The 22,596-nt window shown below is 62.5% G+C and carries 24 protein-coding genes and 1 tRNA gene; 14 read left to right on the top strand and 11 right to left on the bottom strand.

What is annotated here, in order from left to right; all coding sequences use genetic code 11:
- Positions 1 to 42: 42 nt before the first annotated feature.
- Positions 43 to 810: an NYN domain-containing protein gene (locus ASC80_RS18570; protein ID WP_056301009.1), complete on the top strand. Its 768-nt coding sequence runs from the start codon at positions 43 to 45 to the stop codon at positions 808 to 810.
- A 9-nt stretch (positions 811 to 819) separates the two neighbouring features.
- Here ASC80_RS18570 and ASC80_RS18575 read toward each other — a convergent pair whose 3' ends face one another.
- Together ASC80_RS18575 and ASC80_RS18580 are read right to left on the bottom strand one after the other, a co-directional pair.
- Positions 820 to 1,212 carry a DUF930 domain-containing protein gene (locus tag ASC80_RS18575; RefSeq protein WP_056301012.1) on the bottom strand — a complete coding sequence of 131 codons (393 nt, stop codon included), beginning with the start codon at positions 1,210 to 1,212 and terminating at the stop codon, positions 820 to 822.
- Between the two features lie 344 nt (positions 1,213 to 1,556).
- A tRNA-Leu gene (locus ASC80_RS18580) sits at positions 1,557 to 1,641 on the bottom strand.
- Between the two features lie 144 nt (positions 1,642 to 1,785).
- On the opposite strand from ASC80_RS18580, the gene ASC80_RS18585 reads away from it, so the two are divergent.
- Complete coding sequence (locus ASC80_RS18585; protein WP_056301015.1) at positions 1,786 to 2,754, top strand: complex I NDUFA9 subunit family protein; 969 nt, start codon at positions 1,786 to 1,788, stop codon at positions 2,752 to 2,754.
- 11 nt (positions 2,755 to 2,765) lie between these two features.
- Here ASC80_RS18585 and ASC80_RS18590 read toward each other — a convergent pair whose 3' ends face one another.
- Positions 2,766 to 3,572 (bottom strand): undecaprenyl-diphosphate phosphatase, encoded by an 807-nt coding sequence (locus tag ASC80_RS18590; protein ID WP_056300341.1) that lies wholly within the window; start codon positions 3,570 to 3,572, stop codon positions 2,766 to 2,768.
- Positions 3,573 to 3,782: 210 nt separating this feature from the next.
- Here ASC80_RS18590 and ASC80_RS18595 point away from each other — a divergent pair, with 210 nt between their 5' ends.
- Positions 3,783 to 4,475, top strand: a complete 693-nt coding sequence (locus ASC80_RS18595; protein WP_056300343.1) for a glutathione S-transferase family protein — start codon at positions 3,783 to 3,785, stop codon at positions 4,473 to 4,475.
- Complete coding sequence (queG, locus tag ASC80_RS18600) at positions 4,424 to 5,629, top strand: tRNA epoxyqueuosine(34) reductase QueG (RefSeq protein ID WP_056300345.1); 1,206 nt, start codon at positions 4,424 to 4,426, stop codon at positions 5,627 to 5,629. The genes ASC80_RS18595 and queG overlap by 52 nt, the downstream gene beginning before the upstream one ends.
- 6 nt (positions 5,630 to 5,635) lie before the next feature.
- Here queG and ASC80_RS18605 read toward each other — a convergent pair whose 3' ends face one another.
- The 3 genes from ASC80_RS18605 to ASC80_RS24205 all read right to left on the bottom strand — a co-directional run bounded on the left by ASC80_RS18605 (position 5,636) and on the right by ASC80_RS24205 (position 7,312).
- Positions 5,636 to 6,106, bottom strand: a complete 471-nt coding sequence (locus tag ASC80_RS18605; protein WP_056301019.1) for a nuclear transport factor 2 family protein — start codon at positions 6,104 to 6,106, stop codon at positions 5,636 to 5,638.
- A gap of 46 nt (positions 6,107 to 6,152) precedes the next feature.
- Positions 6,153 to 6,947 (bottom strand): alpha/beta hydrolase, encoded by a 795-nt coding sequence (locus ASC80_RS18610; protein WP_056300348.1) that lies wholly within the window; start codon positions 6,945 to 6,947, stop codon positions 6,153 to 6,155.
- Positions 6,948 to 7,078: 131 nt separating this feature from the next.
- Positions 7,079 to 7,312: a hypothetical protein gene (locus ASC80_RS24205; RefSeq protein ID WP_200941220.1), complete on the bottom strand. Its 234-nt coding sequence runs from the start codon at positions 7,310 to 7,312 to the stop codon at positions 7,079 to 7,081.
- On the opposite strand from ASC80_RS24205, the gene infC reads away from it, so the two are divergent.
- The 6 genes from infC (at position 7,214) to pheT (ending at position 13,093) form a co-directional block, all read left to right on the top strand.
- On the top strand, positions 7,214 to 7,753 hold the full coding sequence (gene infC, locus ASC80_RS18615; protein WP_082512682.1) for a translation initiation factor IF-3: 540 nt from the start codon (positions 7,214 to 7,216) through the stop codon (positions 7,751 to 7,753). The two genes, ASC80_RS24205 and infC, sit on opposite strands and share 99 nt — an antisense overlap.
- A 240-nt stretch (positions 7,754 to 7,993) precedes the next feature.
- Positions 7,994 to 8,638 (top strand): methyltransferase family protein, encoded by a 645-nt coding sequence (locus tag ASC80_RS18620; RefSeq protein ID WP_244487313.1) that lies wholly within the window; start codon positions 7,994 to 7,996, stop codon positions 8,636 to 8,638.
- 222 nt (positions 8,639 to 8,860) lie between these two features.
- A complete protein-coding gene (gene rpmI, locus ASC80_RS18625) occupies positions 8,861 to 9,061 on the top strand; it encodes a 50S ribosomal protein L35 (RefSeq protein WP_056300350.1) in 201 nt (66 codons plus the stop codon).
- A gap of 66 nt (positions 9,062 to 9,127) precedes the next feature.
- Entirely contained in the window at positions 9,128 to 9,487 is a 360-nt protein-coding gene (gene rplT / locus ASC80_RS18630) for a 50S ribosomal protein L20 (RefSeq protein ID WP_056300353.1), read from the top strand.
- 118 nt (positions 9,488 to 9,605) lie between these two features.
- A complete protein-coding gene (gene pheS / locus ASC80_RS18635; RefSeq protein ID WP_056300355.1) occupies positions 9,606 to 10,688 on the top strand; it encodes a phenylalanine--tRNA ligase subunit alpha in 1,083 nt (360 codons plus the stop codon).
- Complete coding sequence (gene pheT / locus ASC80_RS18640) at positions 10,685 to 13,093, top strand: phenylalanine--tRNA ligase subunit beta (RefSeq protein WP_056300357.1); 2,409 nt, start codon at positions 10,685 to 10,687, stop codon at positions 13,091 to 13,093. The genes pheS and pheT overlap by 4 nt, the downstream gene beginning before the upstream one ends.
- A gap of 64 nt (positions 13,094 to 13,157) precedes the next feature.
- On the opposite strand, the gene ASC80_RS18645 is transcribed toward pheT, so the two are convergent.
- Together ASC80_RS18645 and ASC80_RS18650 are read right to left on the bottom strand one after the other, a co-directional pair.
- Entirely contained in the window at positions 13,158 to 13,844 is a 687-nt protein-coding gene (locus ASC80_RS18645; protein WP_244487314.1) for an adenine nucleotide alpha hydrolase, read from the bottom strand.
- A 31-nt stretch (positions 13,845 to 13,875) separates the two neighbouring features.
- A complete protein-coding gene (locus ASC80_RS18650) occupies positions 13,876 to 15,273 on the bottom strand; it encodes a flavin monoamine oxidase family protein (RefSeq protein ID WP_056300360.1) in 1,398 nt (465 codons plus the stop codon).
- 192 nt (positions 15,274 to 15,465) lie between these two features.
- On the opposite strand from ASC80_RS18650, the gene ASC80_RS18655 reads away from it, so the two are divergent.
- Positions 15,466 to 16,386, top strand: a complete 921-nt coding sequence (locus ASC80_RS18655; protein ID WP_082512661.1) for a YiiX/YebB-like N1pC/P60 family cysteine hydrolase — start codon at positions 15,466 to 15,468, stop codon at positions 16,384 to 16,386.
- A 24-nt stretch (positions 16,387 to 16,410) separates the two neighbouring features.
- Here the strand turns inward: ASC80_RS18655 and ASC80_RS18660 are convergent, their stop codons facing one another.
- Positions 16,411 to 18,510 (bottom strand): glycoside hydrolase family 113, encoded by a 2,100-nt coding sequence (locus tag ASC80_RS18660; RefSeq protein ID WP_056300362.1) that lies wholly within the window; start codon positions 18,508 to 18,510, stop codon positions 16,411 to 16,413.
- Positions 18,511 to 18,754: 244 nt separating this feature from the next.
- On the opposite strand from ASC80_RS18660, the gene ASC80_RS18665 reads away from it, so the two are divergent.
- Positions 18,755 to 19,504, top strand: a complete 750-nt coding sequence (locus tag ASC80_RS18665; protein ID WP_056300363.1) for a sulfate transporter family protein — start codon at positions 18,755 to 18,757, stop codon at positions 19,502 to 19,504.
- Here the strand turns inward: ASC80_RS18665 and nth are convergent.
- The gene (nth, locus tag ASC80_RS18670) at positions 19,501 to 20,358 is read right to left on the bottom strand and encodes an endonuclease III (RefSeq protein WP_082512683.1); all 858 of its coding nucleotides are present in this window, start codon (positions 20,356 to 20,358) and stop codon (positions 19,501 to 19,503) included. The two genes, ASC80_RS18665 and nth, sit on opposite strands and share 4 nt — an antisense overlap.
- A 22-nt stretch (positions 20,359 to 20,380) precedes the next feature.
- On the opposite strand from nth, the gene ASC80_RS18675 reads away from it, so the two are divergent.
- Together ASC80_RS18675 and ASC80_RS18680 are read left to right on the top strand one after the other, a co-directional pair.
- Positions 20,381 to 20,905 carry a DUF2244 domain-containing protein gene (locus ASC80_RS18675; RefSeq protein ID WP_056300366.1) on the top strand — a complete coding sequence of 175 codons (525 nt, stop codon included), beginning with the start codon at positions 20,381 to 20,383 and terminating at the stop codon, positions 20,903 to 20,905.
- Positions 20,906 to 21,003: 98 nt separating this feature from the next.
- Positions 21,004 to 21,897: a methylated-DNA--[protein]-cysteine S-methyltransferase gene (locus tag ASC80_RS18680; protein ID WP_056301027.1), complete on the top strand. Its 894-nt coding sequence runs from the start codon at positions 21,004 to 21,006 to the stop codon at positions 21,895 to 21,897.
- 55 nt (positions 21,898 to 21,952) lie between these two features.
- On the opposite strand, the gene ASC80_RS18685 is transcribed toward ASC80_RS18680, so the two are convergent.
- Positions 21,953 to 22,576, bottom strand: coding sequence for a 2,3-bisphosphoglycerate-dependent phosphoglycerate mutase (locus ASC80_RS18685; RefSeq protein ID WP_056300369.1), 624 nt, complete (start codon positions 22,574 to 22,576; stop codon positions 21,953 to 21,955).
- Between the last annotated feature and the right edge of the window lie 20 nt (positions 22,577 to 22,596).

The raw sequence follows: 22,596 nt of genomic DNA on the forward strand, positions 1-22,596 counted from the left end.
CCCAAGATCACCGTGATCTAAATGGCCATGAAAGGTTCGGGCATGACTGTCGAACAACGCTTGCCCCGCTTCGCGGTTCTGATCGATGCAGACAACACTTCACCGCAGATTGCCGAGGGACTATTCGAGGAGGTTGCCAAGTTCGGCGAGGCCAGCGTCCGCCGTATCTATGGCGATTTTTCCAACCAGCGCCTCAAATCATGGGCCGACGTCCTTCAGAAGTACGCGATCGACCCTTATCAGCAGTTCGCCTACACCACCGGAAAGAACGCATCCGATATCGCACTCGTGATCGACGCGATGGATTTGTTGCACAGCGGTCGCTTCGACGGGTTTTGTCTGGTGTCATCCGACAGCGATTTTACCCGCCTCGCATCGCGGCTGCGCGAGCAAGGGGCCGAAGTTTATGGTTTCGGCGCTCAAAAGACGCCGGAAAGTTTCAGGCAGGCGTGTCGCAGATTTGTCTATACTGAGAACCTGCTTCCACACGCCCCATCCGAATCCGGCGCGCCGTCGAAGTCCGCGCCGCTCAAGCCTCCGAGCGCCGCGATTCCTGTGCTCAACAAAGCCCTCTCTCAATTTGAGACCGAGGATGGATGGGTCAGTCTCGGCGGCGTCGGAAAGCAGGTTTCAAATCTCGTTTCTGATTTCGACGTGCGCACCTATGGCGCCGCCAAGCTCAGTGACCTTGTCCGCAAGACGGGCGCGTTCGAGATCGAAAAAGCGGAGGGTGGACAGATGCGCATTCGCGCCAAGCAACCCAAAAGCCCCACGACGACGTTCAAGACGGCTAAACATGCATCCCGATAAAACCGATCCCTAGCGCCACAGCCCGTAGGACGCCCATTTCGATTCCGGAATCAGGCTGCCGATCTTGTAGCTGAAGGCCAGCACCTGCATGTGGTCGGGCGAACCTTTGCAGGTGAACGAGAACGAATACCATTTCCCCCCGCTGCGAAACGCGCCGCCGGTGCCCTTGACCATATGACCGATATGAACGGGATGGGTCATGACGTCGGTCTTGGCGCGGTCGGGATGAAACGGGTTGGCGTCGTGGCCGATCCGGTTCATCGCTTCCAGATCGCACACCTGCTCAAGCCGCGTCTCCGGATCGAGGCGCTTGAGGCTGGCGGCGAACCGCGGATCCATCGCGATGGCTGGCGCGAGGAAAGTGCCCAGCGCAGCAATCAGAACGACAGTGGCAAGCTTCACGGAAAACACCCTCGGGAAACGTGGATTGATCAGAGGCGGGATCGCTCGAACAGCGCGTGACCTGCGGTGTATCAGCGGAGCGTCCGGGCCTCAACTTCGACGGCATCATGGCCGCCTTCATGACCACGAGGACACTGTCGGCTCAAGGGGCTCTCGCAACCCGTGACGCTCTATGAGTGCGCATGGGCCGATCCGGCACCGATGAGCGCTGAGCTGTTGGGGCCGGCGTGACAAACGAAGCGTGGGGGAGGCGATAAGGGGATTGGCTGGCCGATGGGAGCCCGCGGCTTTTCCAGCGGGCTGGCAACGTCAGGGAATGCCTAAAAATCCGACCGTCCGAATGATGGTGCCCAGGAAAGGACTCGAACCTTCACGCCTTGCAGCACAGGTACCTGAAACCTGCGTGTCTACCAATTCCACCACCTGGGCCCGGGCCGGTTAGTACGGATCGGGACGGCGCTTGTCAAATTCAGTTAGAGGCGCCTGAAGGGTCTGTACAGCCCGGAAATGATCGCGTATCGCGGAAACGCCGGGCAGCTGCGCCCGGTTCGCACCATTTTCAGGATCGAGACCATGTCAGCGCCAATCGATACCCTCGTCACGGTTTTCGGAGGATCGGGTTTTCTCGGCCGGCATGTGGTCCGGGCGCTGGCGCGCCGCGATTACCGGCTGCGGGTCGGGGTTCGGCGGCCTGAACTGGCCGGGCACCTTCAGCCGCTCGGCAAGGTCGGCCAGATCAGCCCGGTTCAGGCCAATGTCCGCTATCCGGCGTCGCTCGAAGCAGCGATGCGCGGCTCCAGCGTCATCGTCAACCTGATCGGCATCCTGGCCGAGAGCGGCGCCCAGACCTTCGACGCCGTGCAGGCCAAGGGCGCACAAGCCATCGCCGAAGCGGCGAGCCGGATCGGCGCCCGTGTCGTTCACATCTCGGCCATCGGTGCCGACGAAAATTCCGAGTCCGGCTATGCGCGCTCCAAGGCTGCCGGCGAAAAAGCCGTGCTCGCCGCCGCGCCGTCCGCGACCATCATGCGGCCGTCCGTGGTGTTCGGCCCCGAGGATGAGTTCACCAACCGTTTCGCTGCACTGGCGCGCATCTCACCGATCCTGCCGCTGATCGGCGGCGGCCTCACCAGAATGCAGCCGGTCTATGTCGGCGACGTCGCCGCCGCGATCGCCGATGCCGTCGACGGCAAAACCCGGCCCGGCGCGACCTATGAGCTGGGTGGTCCGGAAGTGATGACGATGCGCCAGATCATCGAACTGATCGTGGCCGTCGCCGAACGCAAGCCTGCCCTTGTGGCGTTGCCATTCCCGCTTGCCCATTTCCAATCGCTATTCCTGCAGTTCGCGCCGGGCGCGTTCAAGCTGACGCCCGATCAGGTCGAATTGCTGCGCACCGACAACGTCGTGTCGAGCGAGGCCAAGGCCGCCGGCCTGACGCTGGAAGGCCTCGGCATACCGCTGGAATCGATGGCCGCGATCCTGCCGTCCTATCTCTGGCGTTTCCGCAAGACCGGTCAGTTCGCGCAGAACGGCACCTGAAGCAGCGGCTTTTACATTCCAAGCGCGAGCGCGATCAGGCCGAGTGTGCCGACGATCACGCGCCACCATGCGAACAGCACGAAGCCGTGGCGCGTGACGTAGTCGAGGAACGTCTTGACCACGATGATCGCGGTGATGAAGGACACGATGAAACCCACGGCGATCACCAGTCCGTGGTCCATCGTCATGTCGGCGCGGCTCTTGTAGAAATCATAGACGAAGGCACCGACCATGGTCGGAATCGCCAGAAAGAATGAGAACTCGGCGGCCGCGCGCTTGTCGGCGCCGAACAGCATCGCCGCCACGATCGAGGCGCCAGACCGCGACACACCTGGAATCATCGCAGCGCATTGCGCAACGCCGATGCCGAGATACATCGGCAGAGAAAATCCCGTGGCGTCGTGATAGCGCGGCTTGAGGTCCTGCTGATCGACCCACAACAGCACCGCGCCGCCGGCGATCAGCGAGAAGCAGACAACCCACGGATTGAACAGCACGTCCTTGATGAAGCCGCCGAACAACAGTCCCAGCACCACCGCGGGAAAGAACGCGAGCAACACGCCGATGACGAACCGCCGCGCCGCCGGATCGGAAAACATCCCGAGCGCGATCCGCCATAGCCGGTTAAAATAGATCGCGAGAATGGCGAGAATCGCGCCAAGCTGGATCATGACAGCGAAGGTTTTCCAGAAATTGTCCTGATCGAGTTGGAAAAATCGTTCCACCAGCAGCAGGTGTCCCGTGGACGACACGGGCAGGAATTCCGTCACCCCCTCGACAATGCCGAGGACGAGGGCTTTCAAGAGATCGAATAACATCGGGGATAATCCGCAACGCTGGAGGGGGCGCGAACGGCGCTCTTGTCGCTTATTCGCCCATATGCCGCAATGAAAAAGCGGCCAAATGACGGTTGCCCGCCACGGGGCCGTGGGGCGGACGACCAATCATGGCGGAGTTTTGTTCTCATTTTCGCCAGAGAGCTTCTCTTAAGGTTCTTCTTAAGTTTCGCCGGTCTATCAAGGAGCATCATGTTCACGCTGTATCACCACCCGTTTTGCCCACGCTCGCGGTTCGTGCGGCTCGTCCTCGGCGAGCATGGCCTCGATTCGCGGCTGGTTGAGGAGCGGGTCTGGGAGCGGCGGGAAGCCTTTCTGGCGATGAACCCGGCGGCCGCCACGCCGGTGATGCTGGCCGAGGGCGCACCTCCCATCCCCGGGGCGCTCATTATTGCCGAGTATCTGGACGAGACCCACGGCTATGCCCTCGGCGAACGCCGGTTGCTGCCCAAGGACACCAATGAGCGCGTCGAGGTCCGCCGGCTGATGGCGTGGTTCAACGACAAGTTCTATGACGAGGTCTCGGGGCCGCTGGTGACCGAACGCGTCTACAAGCGCTTCATGAACGCCGATCAGGGCGGAGGCGCACCCTCCACCGAAGTGCTGCGCGCCGCCCGGGCGAATGTACGCTATCATCTGGCCTATATCGGCTGGCTGGCGCGGACACGGAATTTCCTGGCCGGCGACCGGTTGACTTACGTCGACCTGATCGCTGCCGCGCATCTGTCGGCGATCGACTATCTGGGCGATGTGCCATGGAACGAGGACGACGCGGCAAAGGCATGGTACGTGCGGATCAAATCCCGTCCGTCGTTCCGTCCGCTGCTCAGCGAGTGGATGGCGGGCCTGCCGGCACCGGCGCACTACGTGGATCTGGACTTCTGACCTCACCCGCCGCTGACCCGACCGACGCCCGAATGGCGGAGGTGAAAACCGCGCTGACCGGCGAGGCCCTCGCACTCGGCTTCGACACACTTGGGGTTACTGCGCCCGACTCGATCAGCGGCGCGGGCAAGCTTCTGCAGATCTTTCTCGATGACGGCGCGCATGGCGACATGGACTGGCTGGCGCGCGACCCCGAGCGCCGCGCCGATCCGCGCGTGCTGTGGAGCGAGGTGCGCTCGGTCATCATGCTCGGCGTCAACTATGGTCCCGACGAAGATCCAATGGCCGTGATCGCCCAGCGCAGCCGCGGCGCGATCTCGGTCTATGCGCGCGGCGACGACTATCATGAACTGATCAAGAAGCGGCTGAAGACGTTGGCGCGGTCGCTGCTCGCGCAGGCCGGCGGCGACGTCAAGGTTTTCGTCGACACCGCGGCGGTGATGGAAAAGCCGCTGGCGCGCACGGCGGGGCTCGGCTGGCAGGGCAAGCACACCAACCTGGTGTCGCGCGAATTCGGCTCGTGGCTGTTTCTCGGCGCGATCTTCACGACGCTGGTTTTGCCGCGCGACGCCGCCGAAATCGATCACTGCGGCTCGTGCCATGCCTGCCTCGATGCCTGCCCGACCGCCGCCTTCCCTGCGCCGTACCGGCTCGATGCACGCAAGTGCATTTCGTATCTGACAATCGAGAACAAGGGGCCAATCCCGCGCGAATTCCGCGCCGCCATCGGCAATCGCATCTACGGTTGCGACGACTGCCTTGCCGTCTGCCCGTGGAACAAGTTCGCGCAGCAGGGCCACGAAGCCAAGCTCGCCGCGCGCGACGAACTGCGCGCGCCGACGCTCGCCGAGCTTTCACGGCTCGATGATGCGTCGTTCCGGGCCCTGTTCACCAAATCGCCGGTCAAGCGCATCGGCCGCGAGCGCTTCATTCGCAATGTGCTGACTGCGATCGGTAACTCCGGCGACCCGTCGCTGGCGCAAGACGCGCGGCGTCTGCTCGCCGATGACAGCGCCGTGGTGCGCGGCGCAGCGGTCTGGGCGCTGTCGCGCCTGCTGGCACCATCCGAATTCGCCGAACTCGCGGCCTACGCCAACGACGATGACGAAACCGTCCGCAACGAATGGCGCGCAGCGATGCCGATCTCGGTCTAGGCGCAATCAATCCATCAGATGCCGCGCCATCTCGGGCCGCGCTTTCAATGCCGCGCTTTGCTTGGCGAATATTTTTGCGATCCGCTCCGGCGCGAAGTTCATGTCGACGAAACCGGTAGCGACATTGGCGACCTCGCCATACTCGGCAATCAGGCCGTCGCGCAGTTTCATGATCGCGACGCCCTCGAACATCGCGCGTTGTCCCTTTGCTTCCGGCGGCAGCGAGCGATAGCTGAAGGTATAGCGCGCATAGAGAACGCGGCCGTCACTGACCGGATCGTGCATGTCCCAGCGGAAATCCGACGCCGTGCGATAGAACCAGTCGTCGATCATCTGCGCGATTTTTTCACGGCCTGTGAACGCGCCGTAGAACACGTCATGATAGACGCCGTCTTCGGTGAACAGCGCGGCGAATGCAGCGCCGTCGCGGCGCTCGACCGCACGGCAAAACTCATCGAGCATCTTGTCCGGCTGCATCATCGTCTCCCTTGCAGCATCGATTGTGACGGGAGATCAGCTCCGGTCAAGCGTCGGCAAGCTCACTCACCGCCGCCATGATCCGCGCAATATCCTGCGGGCGCGACAGCCGGTGATCGCCGTCCCGAACGAGCGTCAGCACCACATCGTCGCTCGGCAGGCAATGGGTCAGCGCAAAAGCATGCTGCCAGGGCACGTCCGGATCCTGCGCACCCTGCAGGATGCGCACCGGACAACCGACATCGATGGCGCCGCCGAGCAGGAGATGATTGCGACCCTCCTCGATCAGTTCGCGGGTGATCGGATACGGATCGCCATATTCCGACGGCCGATACCAGACGCCCTTCGTTTCGATCTCGTTGCGCACGTCCTGCGCGAAATTCTTCCACATCAGATCTTCGGTGAAATCCGGCGCCGGCGCGATCAGCACCAGCCCCGCAAGGGTCGCGCGCGGCGCGGCCGCTTTCCGCCGTGTCAGCGCGCGCGCCAGCAGAAGCGCCATCCAGCCGCCCATCGACGAGCCGATCACCACCTGCGGCCCTTCGCAGAAGGCGTCGAACACCGCGAGGCTTTCCTCGTGCCACCGACCGATGGTGCCCTCGGCGAAATCGCCGCCGGATTCGCCGTGGCCGGAGTAATCGAACCGCACACAAGCGCGGCGCTTCTCGGCGGCGAAGGCGTCCAGCGCCTCAGCCTTGGTGCCCCTCATGTCGGATTTGAAGCCACCCAGCCAGAACAGCCCGGGGGACGCCCCGGTCCGGGCGCGAACCGCGATCCTGCGCTGCCGGTCCGCGGCTCCAACATCGAGAAAAGCCGGCTGTTCGTCCGCTGGGGGGTTCATCTAGGACCACTCAAGGTTTCATTGTTCCGCCATACGTTATGGAGGGCCCGGATCGCAGGCGTCAACGACCCGATCAGACCTCCCGTTGCCTGCAAACGGTTGCGAAAGCGACACAGCATCGTTACGTCTGATCAGCGCTGTGCGGCTGACGTTGCCAAATTATCGCGTATTTGACGCTTTATGCTCGCAAGACGCCCGGCCTGCTTGCCGGAAGGCATTTCATCCTTCAAAATAGCCTCTTCATTCACAACCTTGGAGAACCACCCATTCGCCGTCCCAACAGAGCCCCGCCCGTAGCCGCCAAAGACGGGCCGCGCACCAACGATGAAATTCGCAATGCCCAAATCCAGCTGATCGACCAGCACGGTGTCAATCTCGGCCCGACCGAGACGGTCGTCGCGGTGAAGATGGCCATGGATGCCGGGATGGATCTGGTCGAGATCTCTCCCAACAATAATCCTCCCGTATGCAAGATCATGGACTACGGGAAGTACAAGTATTCGGCGCAGAAGAAAGCCGCTGAAGCCCGCAAAAAGCAGAAGATCGTCGAGATCAAGGAGATCAAGCTCCGGCCGATGATCGACGATCACGATTACGACGTGAAAATGCGCGCGATGCTTCGCTTCTTCGAGGAAGGCGACAAGGTCAAGATCACGCTGCGTTATCGCGGCCGTGAAATGGCCCACCAGGAAATCGGCACCAAGCTGCTCGACAAGGTGAAGGCCGCCGTCGCCGATGTCGCAAAAGTCGAACAGGACGCCCGGTTCGAAGGCCGTCAGGTCGTCATGGTCCTGGCGCCACGCTAAATGCCCGCTCCCGGATCGTTTTGCTGAAATAACCGCCAAAAAGGCCTGCCGGACCCCGGCAGGCCTTTTTCTTGCCGTTCAAACCCGCGCGACCGACACGGTTTGTGATTGAGACACACGGCGAATCCGCTTTTCCCGATCATCTGCCTGCCATAGAAGTCCCTCACCTTCAAAGCGGCCCGTATCGGCGGACTTCGTTTCGCCCGACTCAAGGGCTGAGCATCATCGATAGAGGTCCGCATGACTGCGCCTGTTGTCACCGCCCCCACCACCGACGCGCGGCTTGGCAAGCGCCAGCGCCAACGGATGCGCATGCTGTGGACTCTCGGCATCCTGATTGCGAGTCTGGTGCTGTTCGTGCAGGCGAAGGCCAGCCCGGAGAGCTTCTCTCACGAATTCATCGAGGATATTGGCGCGATGCTGATCGGCGTCGCGGTTCTCGGCCGAACCTGGTGCGCGCTCTACATCGGCGGCCGCAAGCTGCAGGAGCTCGTCAAAAGCGGTCCCTACTCGATCGTTCGCAACCCGCTGTACGTTTTTTCCTGTATCGGTGCGATCGGAATCGGCCTCAGCACCGCAAGCATCGTTCTTGCGCTGGTGATGGCCGTGGTCGCGGGCCTGATTTTCCAGAACGTGATCCGGCTGGAAGAAGAGGCGCTCAGCGAACGGTTCGGCACGGCGTTTACCGATTATGCGAGCCGGGTGCCCCGGCTGTGGCCGCGGCCGTCATTGTGGCTCGATGTCGCAACCCTGAACGTGGCGCCCAACCGGGTGGTGCGGACCTTTTTTGACAGCGCCCTGATGCTGCTCAGCATCCCGGCGCTGGAACTGATCGAATACCTCCAACAGCTCCACATCCTGCCGGTCTTCCTGTACCTGCCCTAGGATCGGCGACAACAGGCGAACCTCCGATCTCTGTTGCCAATTTCGCCGTTCTCTGCAATAAGCCCAGCCTTCATCGCCCGGCTGAATAAGGGCTGCCGTGGCGATGTTTATGCCGACCATTTCTGGTTCTAGAAAAGTCGAGCATTTTCAACGCTCTAACGAGCATTTCAGCCGCAAAAGCGCCTCTTCGGGCGCGTTTTTCTGCGGCAACAGGAGAGCCAAATGCCCAAGCTGAAGACCAAGTCGGGCGCTAAAAAGCGCTTCAAGGTAACCGGAACGGGGAAAGTGGTGTCTGCCCATGCAGGCAAGCGCCACGGCATGATCAAGCGGACGAAGAAGCAGATTCGTCAGCTCCGCGGCACCCGCATCATGTTCAAGACCGACGGCGACAACATCAAGAAATACTTCTTGCCAAACGCCTGATCCATCCAGGCCGCGCTTGCGCGGCTGTCTGTCACCATTTTACTTTTCAGATGAAGGAGATCAGTCATGGCTCGCGTTAAACGCGGTGTGACGGCTCACGCCAAGCACAAGAAAGTCTACAAGGCCGCCAAGGGTTTCCGCGGCCGCCGCAAGAACACCATTCGTGCCGCCAAGGCAGCGGTGGACAAGGCAGGCCAGTACGCCTTCCGTGCCCGCAAGCTGAAGAAGCGCACCTTCCGCGCGCTCTGGATCCAGCGCCTCAACGCGGCCGTGCGCCCGTTCGGCATGACCTACAGCGTGTTCATCAACGGCCTCGCCAAGTCGGGTGTCGTTGTGGATCGCAAGGTGCTGTCGGATCTCGCGATCCACGAACCGGCGGCGTTCCAGGCGATTGCTGAAAAGGCCAAAGCCGCGCTTGCGGCCTAAGCTTTCCCCTCTTGCACGAGGCCGACACGACCGGGACGTAGCAACGTCCCGCACCGTTCGGCTGGGCTGATTGATCCCCGCCGAACGGTTTTGACAAACCGTTCCGTTGGGGCTTGCGATGTCCGATCTCGCCAAACTTGAATCCGAAATCCTGTCCGCCGTCGCGGCCGCGGCCGATGAGTCCGCGCTCGAAGCGGTGCGTGTCGGCGCGCTCGGCAAGAAGGGCTCGATCTCGGCCCTGCTCGCTACCCTCGGCAAGATGTCGCCCGAGCAGCGCAAGACCCAAGGCGCCGCGATCAACGCCGCCAAGGATACCGTGACCCAGGCGCTGACGGCGCGCCGCGACATTCTCAGGAATGCTGCACTCGACGCACGGCTCGCCTCCGAGACCGTCGACGTTACGCTGCCGACGCGCGAGGCTCCGAGCGAACAGGGCCGCATCCATCCACTCAGCCAAGTGATGGATGAACTCACAGCGATCTTCGCCGACATGGGCTTCTCCATCGCCGAAGGTCCGGACATCGAGACCGACGATTACAACTTCACCAAGCTGAACTTTCCCGAAGGCCATCCGGCGCGGGAGATGCACGACACGTTCTTCTTCAACCGCAAGACGGATGGCGAACGGCCGCTGCTGCGCACGCATACATCACCGGTGCAGGTGCGCACCATGCTGTCACAGAAGCCGCCGATCCGCGTGATTTGTCCGGGCCGCACCTATCGCATCGACTCCGACGCGACCCACACACCGCAATTCCATCAGGTCGAAGGCCTCGTCATCGACAAGGGCTCGAACCTCGGCCACCTGAAATGGATTCTCGCGGAGTTCTGCAAGGCGTTCTTCGAAGTCGACAACGTCAACATGAAATTCCGCCCGTCGTTCTTCCCGTTCACCGAGCCGTCGCTGGAGGTCGATATCCAGTGCCGCCGCGACAAGGGCGAGATTCGTTTCGGCGAGGGCGAGGACTGGCTGGAGATTCTCGGCTGCGGCATGGTTCATCCGAACGTGCTGCGCGCCTGCGGCATCGACCCCGACGTCTACCAGGGCTTCGCCTGGGGCATGGGCATCGACCGTATCGCGATGCTGAAATACGGCATCAACGATCTGCGGCAGATGTTCGAGAGCGACGTGCGCTGGATCAATCACTACGGCTTCAAGCCGCTCGACGTGCCGACGCTGGCGGGAGGATTGTCGTCGTGAAGTTCACCCTCTCCTGGCTGAAAGAGCATCTCGACACCGACGAGCCGCTGGACAAAATCGCCGACAAGCTCACCATGATCGGGCTCGAGGTCGAGCATCTCGACGACAAGGCGAAACAGCTTGCGCCGTTCACCATCGCCAAGGTGATTTCCGCCGAACAGCATCCCAACGCGGATCGTCTGCGGGTGTGCATGGTCGATACCGGAGATGGCGGCGCACCGGTGCAGGTCGTCTGCGGCGCACCGAATGCGCGCGCGGGGCTTGTCAGCGTGTTCTCACCGCCGGGCACCTACATTCCCGGCAAGGATATCACGTTAGGAGTGGGCACGATTCGCGGCGTCGAAAGCCGCGGGATGCTGTGCTCAGCCGCTGAACTGCAGATCTCCGACGATCACGACGGCATCATGGAATTGCCGGCGGATGCACCGCTGGGCGCGCCCTATGCGGCGTGGGCCGGCGTCGGCGATCCGATCATCGAAATCAACCTGACGCCGAACCGGCAAGACTGCACAGGCGTTCACGGCATTGCGCGCGATCTCTCCGCTGCCGACATGGGCAAGTTCAAGGATCCAGCGCCGAAGCCGGTCAAGGGCGAATTCCCTTCGCCGGTGAAAGTGACCATCGAAGACCCGGCGTTGTGTCCGGGGTTCGCGCTGCGCCTCGTGCGCGGCGTCAAGAACGGTCCGTCGCCGGAGTGGCTGCAAAAGCGCCTGACCTCGATCGGACTGCGTCCGATCAACGCGCTCGTCGACATCACCAACTTCATGACCTTCGACCGCGCACGTCCGCTGCACGTGTTCGACGCCGCCAAGGTCAAGGGCAACCTCACCGTCCGCCGCGCCAAAGAAGGCGAGACGCTGCTGGCGCTCGACGGCAAGACCTATTCGCTCGATGAAACCATCTGCGTGATCGCCGACGATCATGGTGTCGAATCACTCGCCGGTATCATGGGCGGCGAAGCCTCGGGCTGCGACGAGAACACCACCGACGTGCTGATCGAATCGGCGCTGTGGAACGAGATCAACATCGCCCAGACCGGCCGCAAGCTCGGCATCAATTCCGACGCTCGCTATCGCTTCGAGCGCGGCGTCGATCCGTCCTTCATGGTGCCTGGCCTCGAAATGGCGACCAGGCTCGTGATGGATCTGTGCGGCGGCACGCCGTCGGAGATCGTGGTCGAGGGCAAGTCGCACGGCGACGACCGCATCATCGATTTTCCGCTCGATGAGGTGAAGCGCCTCGCCGGCATCGAGGTGCCGCTGACCGAGATGCGCCGTATTCTGACCCATCTCGGGTTCATGGTGGCCGGCAACGGACCCGTGGTGAAAATCGCGGTGCCGTCGTGGCGCAGTGACGTTCACGGCAAGGCCGACATCGTCGAGGAAATCGTGCGCATCGTCGGTGTCGACCGGGTGCCGCTGACACCGTTCGAGCGCGGTGACGCGCCGCGCAAACCGGTGCTGACGCAGATCCAGTTGCGCACCCGCCGCGCCAAGCGCGCGCTGGCGGCGCGCGGTATGACCGAAGCCGTGACATGGTCGTTCGTCTCGAAACCGCAGGCCGAACTGTTCGGCGGCGGCCAGCCGGAACTGACGCTCGCCAATCCGATTGCGTCGGACCTGTCCGACATGCGGCCGTCGCTGATGCCCGGCCTGATCGCGGCGGCGCAGGCCAATGCCGATCGCGGCTATCCCGACGTGGCGCTGTTCGAGGTCGGGCAGGTGTTCAAGGGTGATGCGCCGGAAGATCAGCTTGTCGCCGCAAGCGGCGTGCGTCGCGCGCTGGCCTCCTCGAAAGGCACCGGCCGCCACTGGTCCGGCGGCGCGGCCGTCGATGCGTTCGACGCCAAGGCCGATGCAATGGCACTCCTCGCGGCTGCCGGTGCGCCGGCGCAGGCGTTGCAGGTCGTGCCGGGTGGCCCATCGTGGCTGCATCCCGGCCGCTCGGGCACCATCCAGATCGGCCCGCAGAATGTTCTGGGTTATTTCGGCGAGTTGCATCCGCGCGCACTGGAAGCCCTCAAAGCCGAAGGCCCGTTGGTCGGATTCGAGGTGATCCTCGAACGCATTCCCGACGCCAAGGCGAAGCCGACGCGCGCCAGGCCGCCGCTGGAGTTGTCGCCGTTCCAGCCGGTGTCGCGCGATTTCGCCTTCATCGTCAGCCGCGACGTCAGGGCCGGCGACATTCTGCGCGCGGCACAGAGCGCCGATCGCAAGCTGATCACCGCGCTGTCGGTGTTCGATGTCTACGAAGGCAAGGGCATCGACGACGACAAGAAGTCGGTGGCCATCGCCGTGACGCTGCAGCCGCGCGACAAGACGCTGACCGATCAGGAGATCGACGCCGTCGCGGCGAAGATCATCGCCGAAGTGACCAAGAGAACCGGCGGTACGCTGCGGGGATAAAACGCACGCTTCGCGCGACGTGCGAATGATGGCCGGACTCGTATCTGACATTTTTGTTGATGATTTATCTATCGTGCCGATCCGCGCCGGGTTGCGCCAGCAACAGATCGCAATAGGCAAAGCCGTCGCGCACGACGTGCTCTCCTGTCATCACCGGCAAGCGATGCCGGAACATCGGCCCGCCGGTGACACAGGTATGGAATTCGCCGTTCTCGCCGCAGGGGTCGACGCCTGCCGGCAAATCCGCCAGCAGGGCTTCGTCGAATTTGCGGCCCACGAAGGACGCCGGCAGTTTCGCGAGATCGACGGTCGCCAGATAGGCCTCAAGTCCGCTTGCGATCATCTCGCGCGCCAGTGATGCCGTCGGCCGCTGCCATAACGGAAACAGCGGCGTGATGCCGGTGTCTTTCAGCTTTTCGGCGCGATAGGCGCGGACGTCTTCAAGGAACAGATCGCCGAAGATGATGTGTGTGATGTTCTCGCGTTTGGCGTGAGCCATCGCATCGATCATCCGCGCCTCGTAAACCTCGTTGGGACATGGATAGGGAATCGGCACGATCAGCGGTGGCAAGCCGGCGGCATCGAGCTGGGCTCGGAGAATGTCGTCGCGCACGCCATGGATCGAGACGCGCCCGAACGTTTCGGTAACCGTGGTCAGCGCGCCGACCACCTCGATCTTGCCGGACTGCCGAACGCAATGAAGCGCAAACGCGCAGTCCTTGCCGCTCGACCACGAGATCAGCGCTTTCATGGCGTGCATCCGTTACGGGTTATGGCGGCTGTCAGCGCCGTGGCCCTGCGTGAGCTTCGGAGCCACGGGACTTGCGCGACGGGCGGGCGGCCTTCTCACCGGCGAGCTTGCGCAGCACCGCATCGCCGGCGCGCACGCCGCTTTCCCAGGCGCCGCCGACGGTGCCCCATTGGGCTTCGTGCGCCGCCTCGCCGGCGAAGAACAGATTGCCCATCGGCTCCATCAGGATCTTTCGTGACGGCTGTCCGCCCGGCGCCGCCGCCGACATCGCGCCCATGACATAGGGCGCATCATTCCAGCGCGTCGTCGCCGTCTTTCCCACAGCCTTGGCGATGTCGCTGCCGTACAGCTTCGTCAGCCATTCGATGGCGAAGGCTGTCATCGCAGCACCGCCCTGCGCCGCAAGGTCGCGGCCGAATGTGCCCGCAACATCGACCTGGCAAAGCGACGATCCGTTGACATTAGCGAGCAGAAGACCGGTGCGATTGTCCGTGCTTTGCTCGATCACCGCATCGTTGTGCGCGAGACCGAGCGGGTTGCCGCTGAACGCGAGCGCAATGCGGTCGTAACTGCCGAGGCTAAGCTTTTCAGCAGCATCGAACTGCCGCTTGGGCAGGTCCGGCGAAAACTTGATCTTTCCCGACGCAAGGACATTGGTCGATGCAGTCAGGATCGCCGTGCGCGCCGACACCGTGCCTGCCGCGGTTTCGATCTGCACTTCGCTGCGCCCGCTCCAGACGATCCGCGTCACCGGCGTTGACAGCACGATCGGCAACGCTTCGCCCAGCTTCGCAATCAGCGTACCGAGGCCCTGACGCGTGGCGGATGCCGGATCGCGATTCTGCATCGACGCCAGATCCGCTGCCGAGAGCGCGTTGAGATCCTTGCCGGTCGTGGCTGGACCGAGCAGGAAATTAACGGCACCGCTCCACTCGCCAAGATCTTTCGACAGCGCCGCTGCAGCCGGCATATCGGCCTTGCCGCGCACCGCATCGCCGATGGCGCGATTGGCGCGCACCAGCCGTACCAGAAAATCCTCGGTCTCCGCGGCACGCGCGTTGCGCCGCCCGATCCGGATTCGCTGTCCGCGCGGCGCGGGAACGAGATCGATGCCGGCCCCTCGCGCGAGCTTGGCGACAGGATTGGCGTCGGTCAGATGAAGCCAGCGCGCGCCGCGATCGAACGGCGCCGCGAACGTCGAGGTGTCGGTGATGCATCGTCCGCCGATCGCGCCTGTCGCCTCGATCACGATCACTTTACGGCCCGCGGCGGCAATCTGCCGCGCCGCTGCGATTCCCGCCGCGCCCGCACCGATCACCGCCACATCGATATCGCGCGGCAATGGCGCACTCACCGCACCGGCACTCCGCGTGCCGAGGGCCACGAGGGCAGCGGAGCCGGCCAGAAATCCGCGGCGGGAAATTGTCATGTCATGGTTTTCCAAATCTCAACAAAATCGGGAACGTTCGTGAACTTGCCGCATCAAACCTCTTGCCGCAACGGTCATGGTGAATGCTTGATTTATTTGTCGCCCTTGCGCATGAACTAAATTGAAATTGCTTTCGACAATACTGAGGCAGGACAAGCAGCCAGAAAGCGTTGCCGTCTCGGGGAGAATACCATGGGCTTCGTGCTCGACACGGCCGGAAAAATCATCGCGGGCTACCTCCAGAAGGAAGTTCCCGGATATCAGCCATTCACGCCCAGCGACCCGGAACGGTTGCTCGGGCTGATCGAGCCTGGCGACGTGCTGCTGGTGGAGGGCAACAACCGCATCTCCGGCATCATCAAGTATCTCACCCAGTCGACCTGGTCGCACGCCGCGCTCTATGTCGGCCCGATCGACGGCGCAACAGAGCCGAACGGCGAACCGCACGTCCTGATCGAGGCCTATGTCGGCGAAGGCGTGACGACGGCGCCGTTGTCGAAATATTTTCCCTATCACACCCGCGTCTGCCGCCCGGTCGGACTGTCGTTCGAGGATCGCACCACGGTGTGCCGCTACGCGATCAATCGCGTCGGCTTCGGCTACGATACCAAGAACATTCTCGATCTGATGCGCTATCTTATCCCGCTGCCGATTCCGCGGCGCTGGCGGCGGCGTATGATCTCACTCGGCTCAGGCGATCCCACCAAGATCATTTGCTCGGCGTTGATTGCGCAGGCGTTCGGCGCGGTGCGCTATCCAATTCTGCCGCGCATCACCCAGGCCCGCAGCCGACAGGCCAGGCGCGAGATCCTGCACATCCGTGATTCATCGCTCTATATGCCGCGCGACTTCGACATCTCGCCTTATTTCGAGATCGTGAAACCGACCATCGTGCGCGGGTTCGACTACACCACGCTGCACTGGGCCGACAAACCCAAGCCGCCTCAGGAGGTGGCGGGCGACGAGGATCCCTTTCCAGAGGGAATCTTCCAAAGCGCCGGCAACATCGATGCCCCGGAGGCAACGCTCGCGCCGGATCATGGGGCCCAACAGCCCGCCCTGAACGGCAATCGTCCGGCACAGCAACAGCGTGAACTCGAAGCGGTCGACTGACGCCGCTTGCAAACCAGCTTTCGATCACACGAACCAAAAATCATGAGCATCGAACTTCGCCAGATTCGCTTTCTGGATCTCGACAGAGTTATGATCGTCCGGTGCGATCACAACGCTCGTGCCGACCTGGCTCATATGTGATTGCACCGCTTCGAAATCGGCGAACACAGCACGATCGAACTTCAGCACATCTTCGGTGCCGCCACCGTCGTGAAACTGGCCGACGATGTCCCTGCCGAAATCCGGCGCGAACACGAACGCATCGTTGCCGTTGCCGCCGTGCAGGTAGTCGTTGCCCGCTCCTCCGGCCAGCCAATCGTTGCCGTTCTGGCCGAACAGATAATCGTTTCCGGTGCCGCCGGTGAGCGTGTCGTTGCCGTCATTGCCATACATCTTGACCGTCGCCGAACCGCCTTCGATCGCATCCTGGCCTGCGCCGCCATAGATGGTGTCCTTGCCGCCGCCGCCGGTGAGATGATCGTCGCCGTCATCGCCATGGAGCTGATCGTTCCCGGGGCCGCCACTCACGAGATCGTTCCCGGCACCGCCGTGAATCAAGTTCTGGCCGGGACCGCCATCCAATGTGTCGTCATCGGTAGCCGATCCGAAGAACAAATCCTGACGGTGATCCATATCGTAGTGCACCGCCTTGTTCTGATAGAGATTCCAGGTGCCCGGCGAACTCGGATTGATCGCATCCGAAGCTGTCAGATGTTCCCCGTTAACGGTGATGTCCTTGATGTAGAGGTTGCGGTCGCCACCGCCGGTGACGGCATCGTTGATGAATGCGAAATCGAGATCAGTGACGCTCTCCGGATTTGAAAACGTGAAGCTGTAGGTTTGATAGTCGGAGGATGTCGCGGCCTGGTGGAATTCAACCGTGTCGCCAACCTGCTCGCCATTGACCCGCACCTGCATTTTGGCACCGACGCCATCGACCACCGGGCTGTAGCCGGTCACCGTGACGGTCGTATGCTCAAGCTGCGGAATTACGTCCGGACCGCCGATGATGGTATCGTCGCCAGCGCCGCCGCGAATGATGTCGTTGCCGACATTGCCGGACAGCACATCGTTTCCACCGCCGACATCAATCAGATCGGCAGACGGTGAGCCATCGATCGTCAGCCCCGGCGGATGAATTTTCCCGCCAAACCAGTCGGTGATCAGCTGTTCGGCCGGCTTCCCCATCGGAGAATATCCCGTCGGCGAATAGGCGTTGTCGGGGTCCCAGTCCCAGATATGGGCGCCCTTGAACCAGCTTCCGCCTTCCGATCCCCAGACCTGGAAGAACGCCTCAAACGCGTCGCGCTGTTCCTGCACATCCTGCGTACTGCTGCCGCTCCATCCGCCGGGCGCGATGTTGGTGCCGTCGACGCTGCGGTAGCCGGTTTCGGTAAACAGCACCGGCTTGCCGAAATCCACCGCCAGAGAGTGGAAAAATTCGACCGGCGATTTGTGATCTATCGCGGCCGCCCAGTAATCGTTGGCGGAAACGCTGTTCCAAGCCGCGACCATCTCCCCCACGGTCGGGTCGGTCTTTGTGGTCAGCGGCGGATAGGCGTTGATGCCGATGTCACTGACCTTGTCCCAAAAACTGACATGGATCGCCTCGTCGGTGGCGGCGGCGTAGGTCAGTTCGCCGTGATAGACGGACCGGATGGAATCGATCAGGTCGACCCAGTGATCGCGATACTGATCGCCCGACAGTTTGCTGAGTTCATTGCCGACCGACAGCATTTCGACGCCTGACTGCTCGGCGACACGGGCGAGATCGAGCATTTCAGTCTTGTACGATGCAAAGAACGCGTTGGTGTCGCTCGGCAAAAGCTGACCCTGATTGGTTCCATCGAGGCCGGTGAGCATCGGCTTCAGCAGCACCGAGAGGCCGAGCGCATGAGCATCGGCGATGGTGGCGGCAATATTGGCATCGCTTTCCGTCTTGCCGGGGTCGGCGATCACATCGCTCGACGTCCGATTGGCTGTAAACAGACGCGGCGAGATCGAAATGGCATTGGCTTCGGTCGCTGCCAGCCCCTGCATCGCGCTCTGCGCCGCACCGGTCCGGAACTCACCATTCCAGTCGGATTTGAATCCAAAGCCCTGGATCTCGAATACACCTGCCATGCTGTCTCTCCGTCATGGTTGTTGTTGGTTCGCGGACGCCCCGGAGCGGCACCGCATGTGAAGGAAAGCCTCAAGCCGCCGATGGTTCGCACGCAAGATGCGGATGAGCCATGCAAGGATGCAGAGCCCGGTTCGGCATCGGCAGACTCTGGCCGTACATCGATTGGTCTTGCCTGTTGCGAATTCCCCTTGCGAAATCCCCTCGCGATCTCCAATTCTCATTGGGTTTTGGGAGGAACACGTGATGCTCGATGCCGCGCTCAAGGCGCTGTCTCAGATGTTTTCGCAGCCAATGCGCGCGATTCTGTGGAAGTCGGTCGGACTTGCGCTGGTGCTGGTCGTGGTCGCTGCCATCGGGTTGCAGCGGCTGCTGAGCTGGTTCGCCGGCTCCGGCGAAGTCTGGGCCGAACAGATGCTGGGGCCAGGCTTCCATACGCCGATCGAGATTCTGGCGTGGATCGTCTCGATCGCCGCCGGACTCGGCATCGTGTTCGGCGCGGTGTTCCTGATGCCGGCGATCACATCGCTGGTCGCTAGCGTGTTCGTCGATGACGTCGCCGATCATGTCGAGCGCGAGCACTATCCCGCCGAGCGCGCCGGACAGGCACTGCCGGTCGGCCGCGCCGTCATTGAAGGCTCCAAGACGGCGCTGCTGACTATCCTGGTTTATCTGATCGCGCTGCCCTTCGTATTCATCGCCGGCGCCGGCTTCATCGCGTTCTTCGTCGCGACCGCGTGGCTTCTGGGGCGTGAGTATTTCGAGCTTGCCGCAATGCGCTTCCGGTCCGTGGAAGACGCCAAGCTGATGCGCAAGCAGCACGCCGCGACGGTGTTCACCGCCGGGCTTTTCATCGCCGCCTTCGTGTCGATCCCGATCGTCAATCTCGCGACGCCGGTGTTCGGCATGGCGTTCATGGTTCACATGCACAAGCGGCTATCTGGCCCGCGGCCGGAGTTGATCCAGCCCGCGCGCAAATCCAGCGTGCCGGTCTAAGCGCCCGTGTAGAACGACTTCTCCGGCCATTTGCACAAGTCGTTTATAATACACTTGCCGCAAAGAGGTTTGCGCGCAACGCATGTATAGCGGCCGTGCAGAATCAGCCAGTGATGGGCGTGGCGCATGAATTCGTCCGGCACAACTTCGAGCAAGCCAAGTTCAACTTCGAGCGGCGTCTTGCCCGGCGCAAGGCCCGTGCGATTGCCGACCCGGAACAGGTGCGTGTCGACCGCAATCGTCGGTTCACCGAACGCGATGTTGAGCACCACATTGGCGGTCTTGCGGCCAACGCCAGGCAACGCCTCAAGCGCCTCGCGGCTGCGCGGCACCTCGCCGCCATGCAGCGCGATCAGTTGCTCCGACAGGGCGATGACGTTCTTCGCCTTGTTGCGGTAGAGCCCGATGGTCTTGATGAAGTCGCGCACCGTCTCCTCGCCTAGCGCCACCATTTTCTGCGGCGTGTCGGCGACCGGAAACAGCTCGCGTGTCGCCTTGTTGACACCGGCGTCGGTCGCCTGCGCCGACAGCGCGACCGCGACCAGCAACGTGTAAGGGTTGAGATGCTCGAGTTCGCCCTTCGGATCCGGATTGGCCGCACGGAAACGTGAAAAGGCCTCGAACACCTCGGCCGCAGTCCATGGTTTGATCTTCGGCGCGATTCTGGCGGACGGACGGCCCACCGCCTTGGACGAAGACTTGGTGGACGAGGAAGGCTTGGCGGACGCGGAAGATTTGGCGGACAAGGAAGATTTGGTCGAAGAGGACTTGCGCTGAGGCAATGATTTGGGCGTGGAAGCCGTCTTTTTTCCAACTCGTGCCGCCGGTGTCGCAACGCTCGTTTTTTTCGCCATGATCCCGGTATAATGAAGCACCATGACGGACCGCAATGACTTTGATAGCTGGCCGGAAACGCCGCCCGAACTGTTCTCGGCGGTACTGACCCCGCATCGTTCGCTCAGCCGCACCGGCTTCATTGTTCTGATGACGGTACTCACGGCGGTCAGCTTCGCTGCGGGCATGGTGTTTCTTCATATGGGCGCGTGGCCGGTGCTCGGATTTTTCTGCCTCGATGCGCTGCTGATCTACTGGGCGTTCCGGATTAATTTCCGCCGCGCTGCCGCCCGCGAGGAAATCACCGTGACGCCGTGGGAATTGCGCGTCTCCCGCATCAGCCATCGCGGCCACCGCATGGAATGGTCGGTCAATCCGCTCTGGGTTCGCCTCGACAAGAAAAGCCACGCGGAGTTCGGCATCGAAAAGCTGTATCTGGTCTCGCGCGGGCGCCGCATCGTCATCGCCGACTTTCTCGGATCGGACGAAAAAGCAAGCTTTTCCAAAGCTTTGTCTGAGGCCCTGGAAGCCGCCCGGCGCGGCCCGACCTACAATCCGATAACCTGAAACTCATCGGGAATCGGGTGGTTGCAATCACCCGCACCGCCTACATCAATGGCATGATGAACATCGCCATGACCAAGATCGAGTCCAAGATCGAACCGATGAGCCTTCAAACCACCTCGCAGCGTCTTGCGGGACCGTTGCGCGACGAGGACGCGCTGCGCGACTACGATGCCGTGCGCCGGACCATCGCCTTCATTTCCGAACATTGGCGCACGCAGCCGACCATCGAGGCGATGGCCGATGCCGCCAGCGTCACGCCGGACGAACTGCATCATCTGTTCCGGCGCTGGGCCGGCCTGACGCCGAAGGCCTTCATGCAGGCGCTGACGCTCGACAACGCCAAGCGGCTGCTGCGCGATTCCGCCAGCGTGCTCGACGCCGCCTACGATTCAGGCCTGTCCGGGCCGGGACGGTTGCACGACCTGTTCGTCACGCACGAAGCGATGTCGCCGGGCGAATGGAAGAAGGGCGGCGCCGGCATGACGCTGCATTACGGCTCTCACCCGTCGCCGTTCGGCACCGCGATCGTGATCGCCAGCGATCGCGGACTGGCCGGCCTTGCTTTCGCTGACGAAGGCGACGAGCGCGCCGCGCTCAAGGACATGCAGCGGCGCTGGCCGCTCGCGACCTATGTCGAGGATCATCCGGGGACCGCTGCGCTCGCGGGCCGCGTTTTCGATTCATCGCAATGGCGCGCCGACCAGCCGCTGCGCGTGGTGCTGATCGGCACTGACTTCGAAGTGCGGGTATGGGAGACGCTGCTGAAGATTCCGATGGGCCGCGCCACCACCTATTCCGACGTCGCCTGCAAGATCGATGCGCCGAAAGCCTCGCGCGCGGTCGGCGCGGCGGTGGGCAAGAATCCAATTTCGTTCGTGGTCCCGTGTCATCGCGTGATCGGCAAAAGCGGCGCGCTCACCGGCTATCACTGGGGCATCACCCGTAAGCGTGCGATGCTCGGCTGGGAAAGCGGGCAAGCCGCGGGGCAGTAACGCCTGCAGCGTATAGTGAACTGTCATGCCGCCCGGCAATGACAGTTCAAGCAGCCTATCCCGCAAGATCCTTCACGGACGCCACCGTCGCATCCGCGTTGAGCCGATAGACAACCGGCGCGCCGGTCGCGAGTTCGCGCTTGAGAATCTGCTCGGGCGTCAGCCTCTCCAGCACCATGATCAGCGCACGCAGCGAGTTGCCGTGCGCCGCGACCAGCGTGCGCTGTCCGCGCAGCACGCACGGCAGAATTTCCTGCACGTAGTAAGGCAGCGTGCGCGCCAGCGTATCCTTGAGGCTTTCGCCGCCGGGCGGCGGGACGTCGTAGGAGCGGCGCCAGATCAGCACCTGTTCCTCGCCCCACTTCTTGCGCGCATCGTCCTTGTTGAGACCGGACAGATCGCCATAGTCGCGCTCGTTCAAGGCCTGATCGCGGATGATCGGAATGTTGCTCTGACCCAGTTCTTTCAATGCGAGATCGAGCGTGTGTTGCGCGCGCGTCAGCGCCGAGGTGAAGGCAATGTCGAACGACAGCCCCTGCTCTTTCAGCTTGCCGCCGGCGGCGATCGCTTCCTTGACGCCAAGCTCGGTGAGGTCCGGATCTTTCCAGCCGGTGAACAGGTTTTTCAGATTCCATTCGCTCTGGCCATGACGCACCAGCACGAGAAGACGTTCGCTCATGTGAACTTCCTGTAACTTTG

The organism is Afipia sp. Root123D2, from assembly GCF_001425835.1.
Classification (GTDB): domain Bacteria; phylum Pseudomonadota; class Alphaproteobacteria; order Rhizobiales; family Xanthobacteraceae; genus Afipia.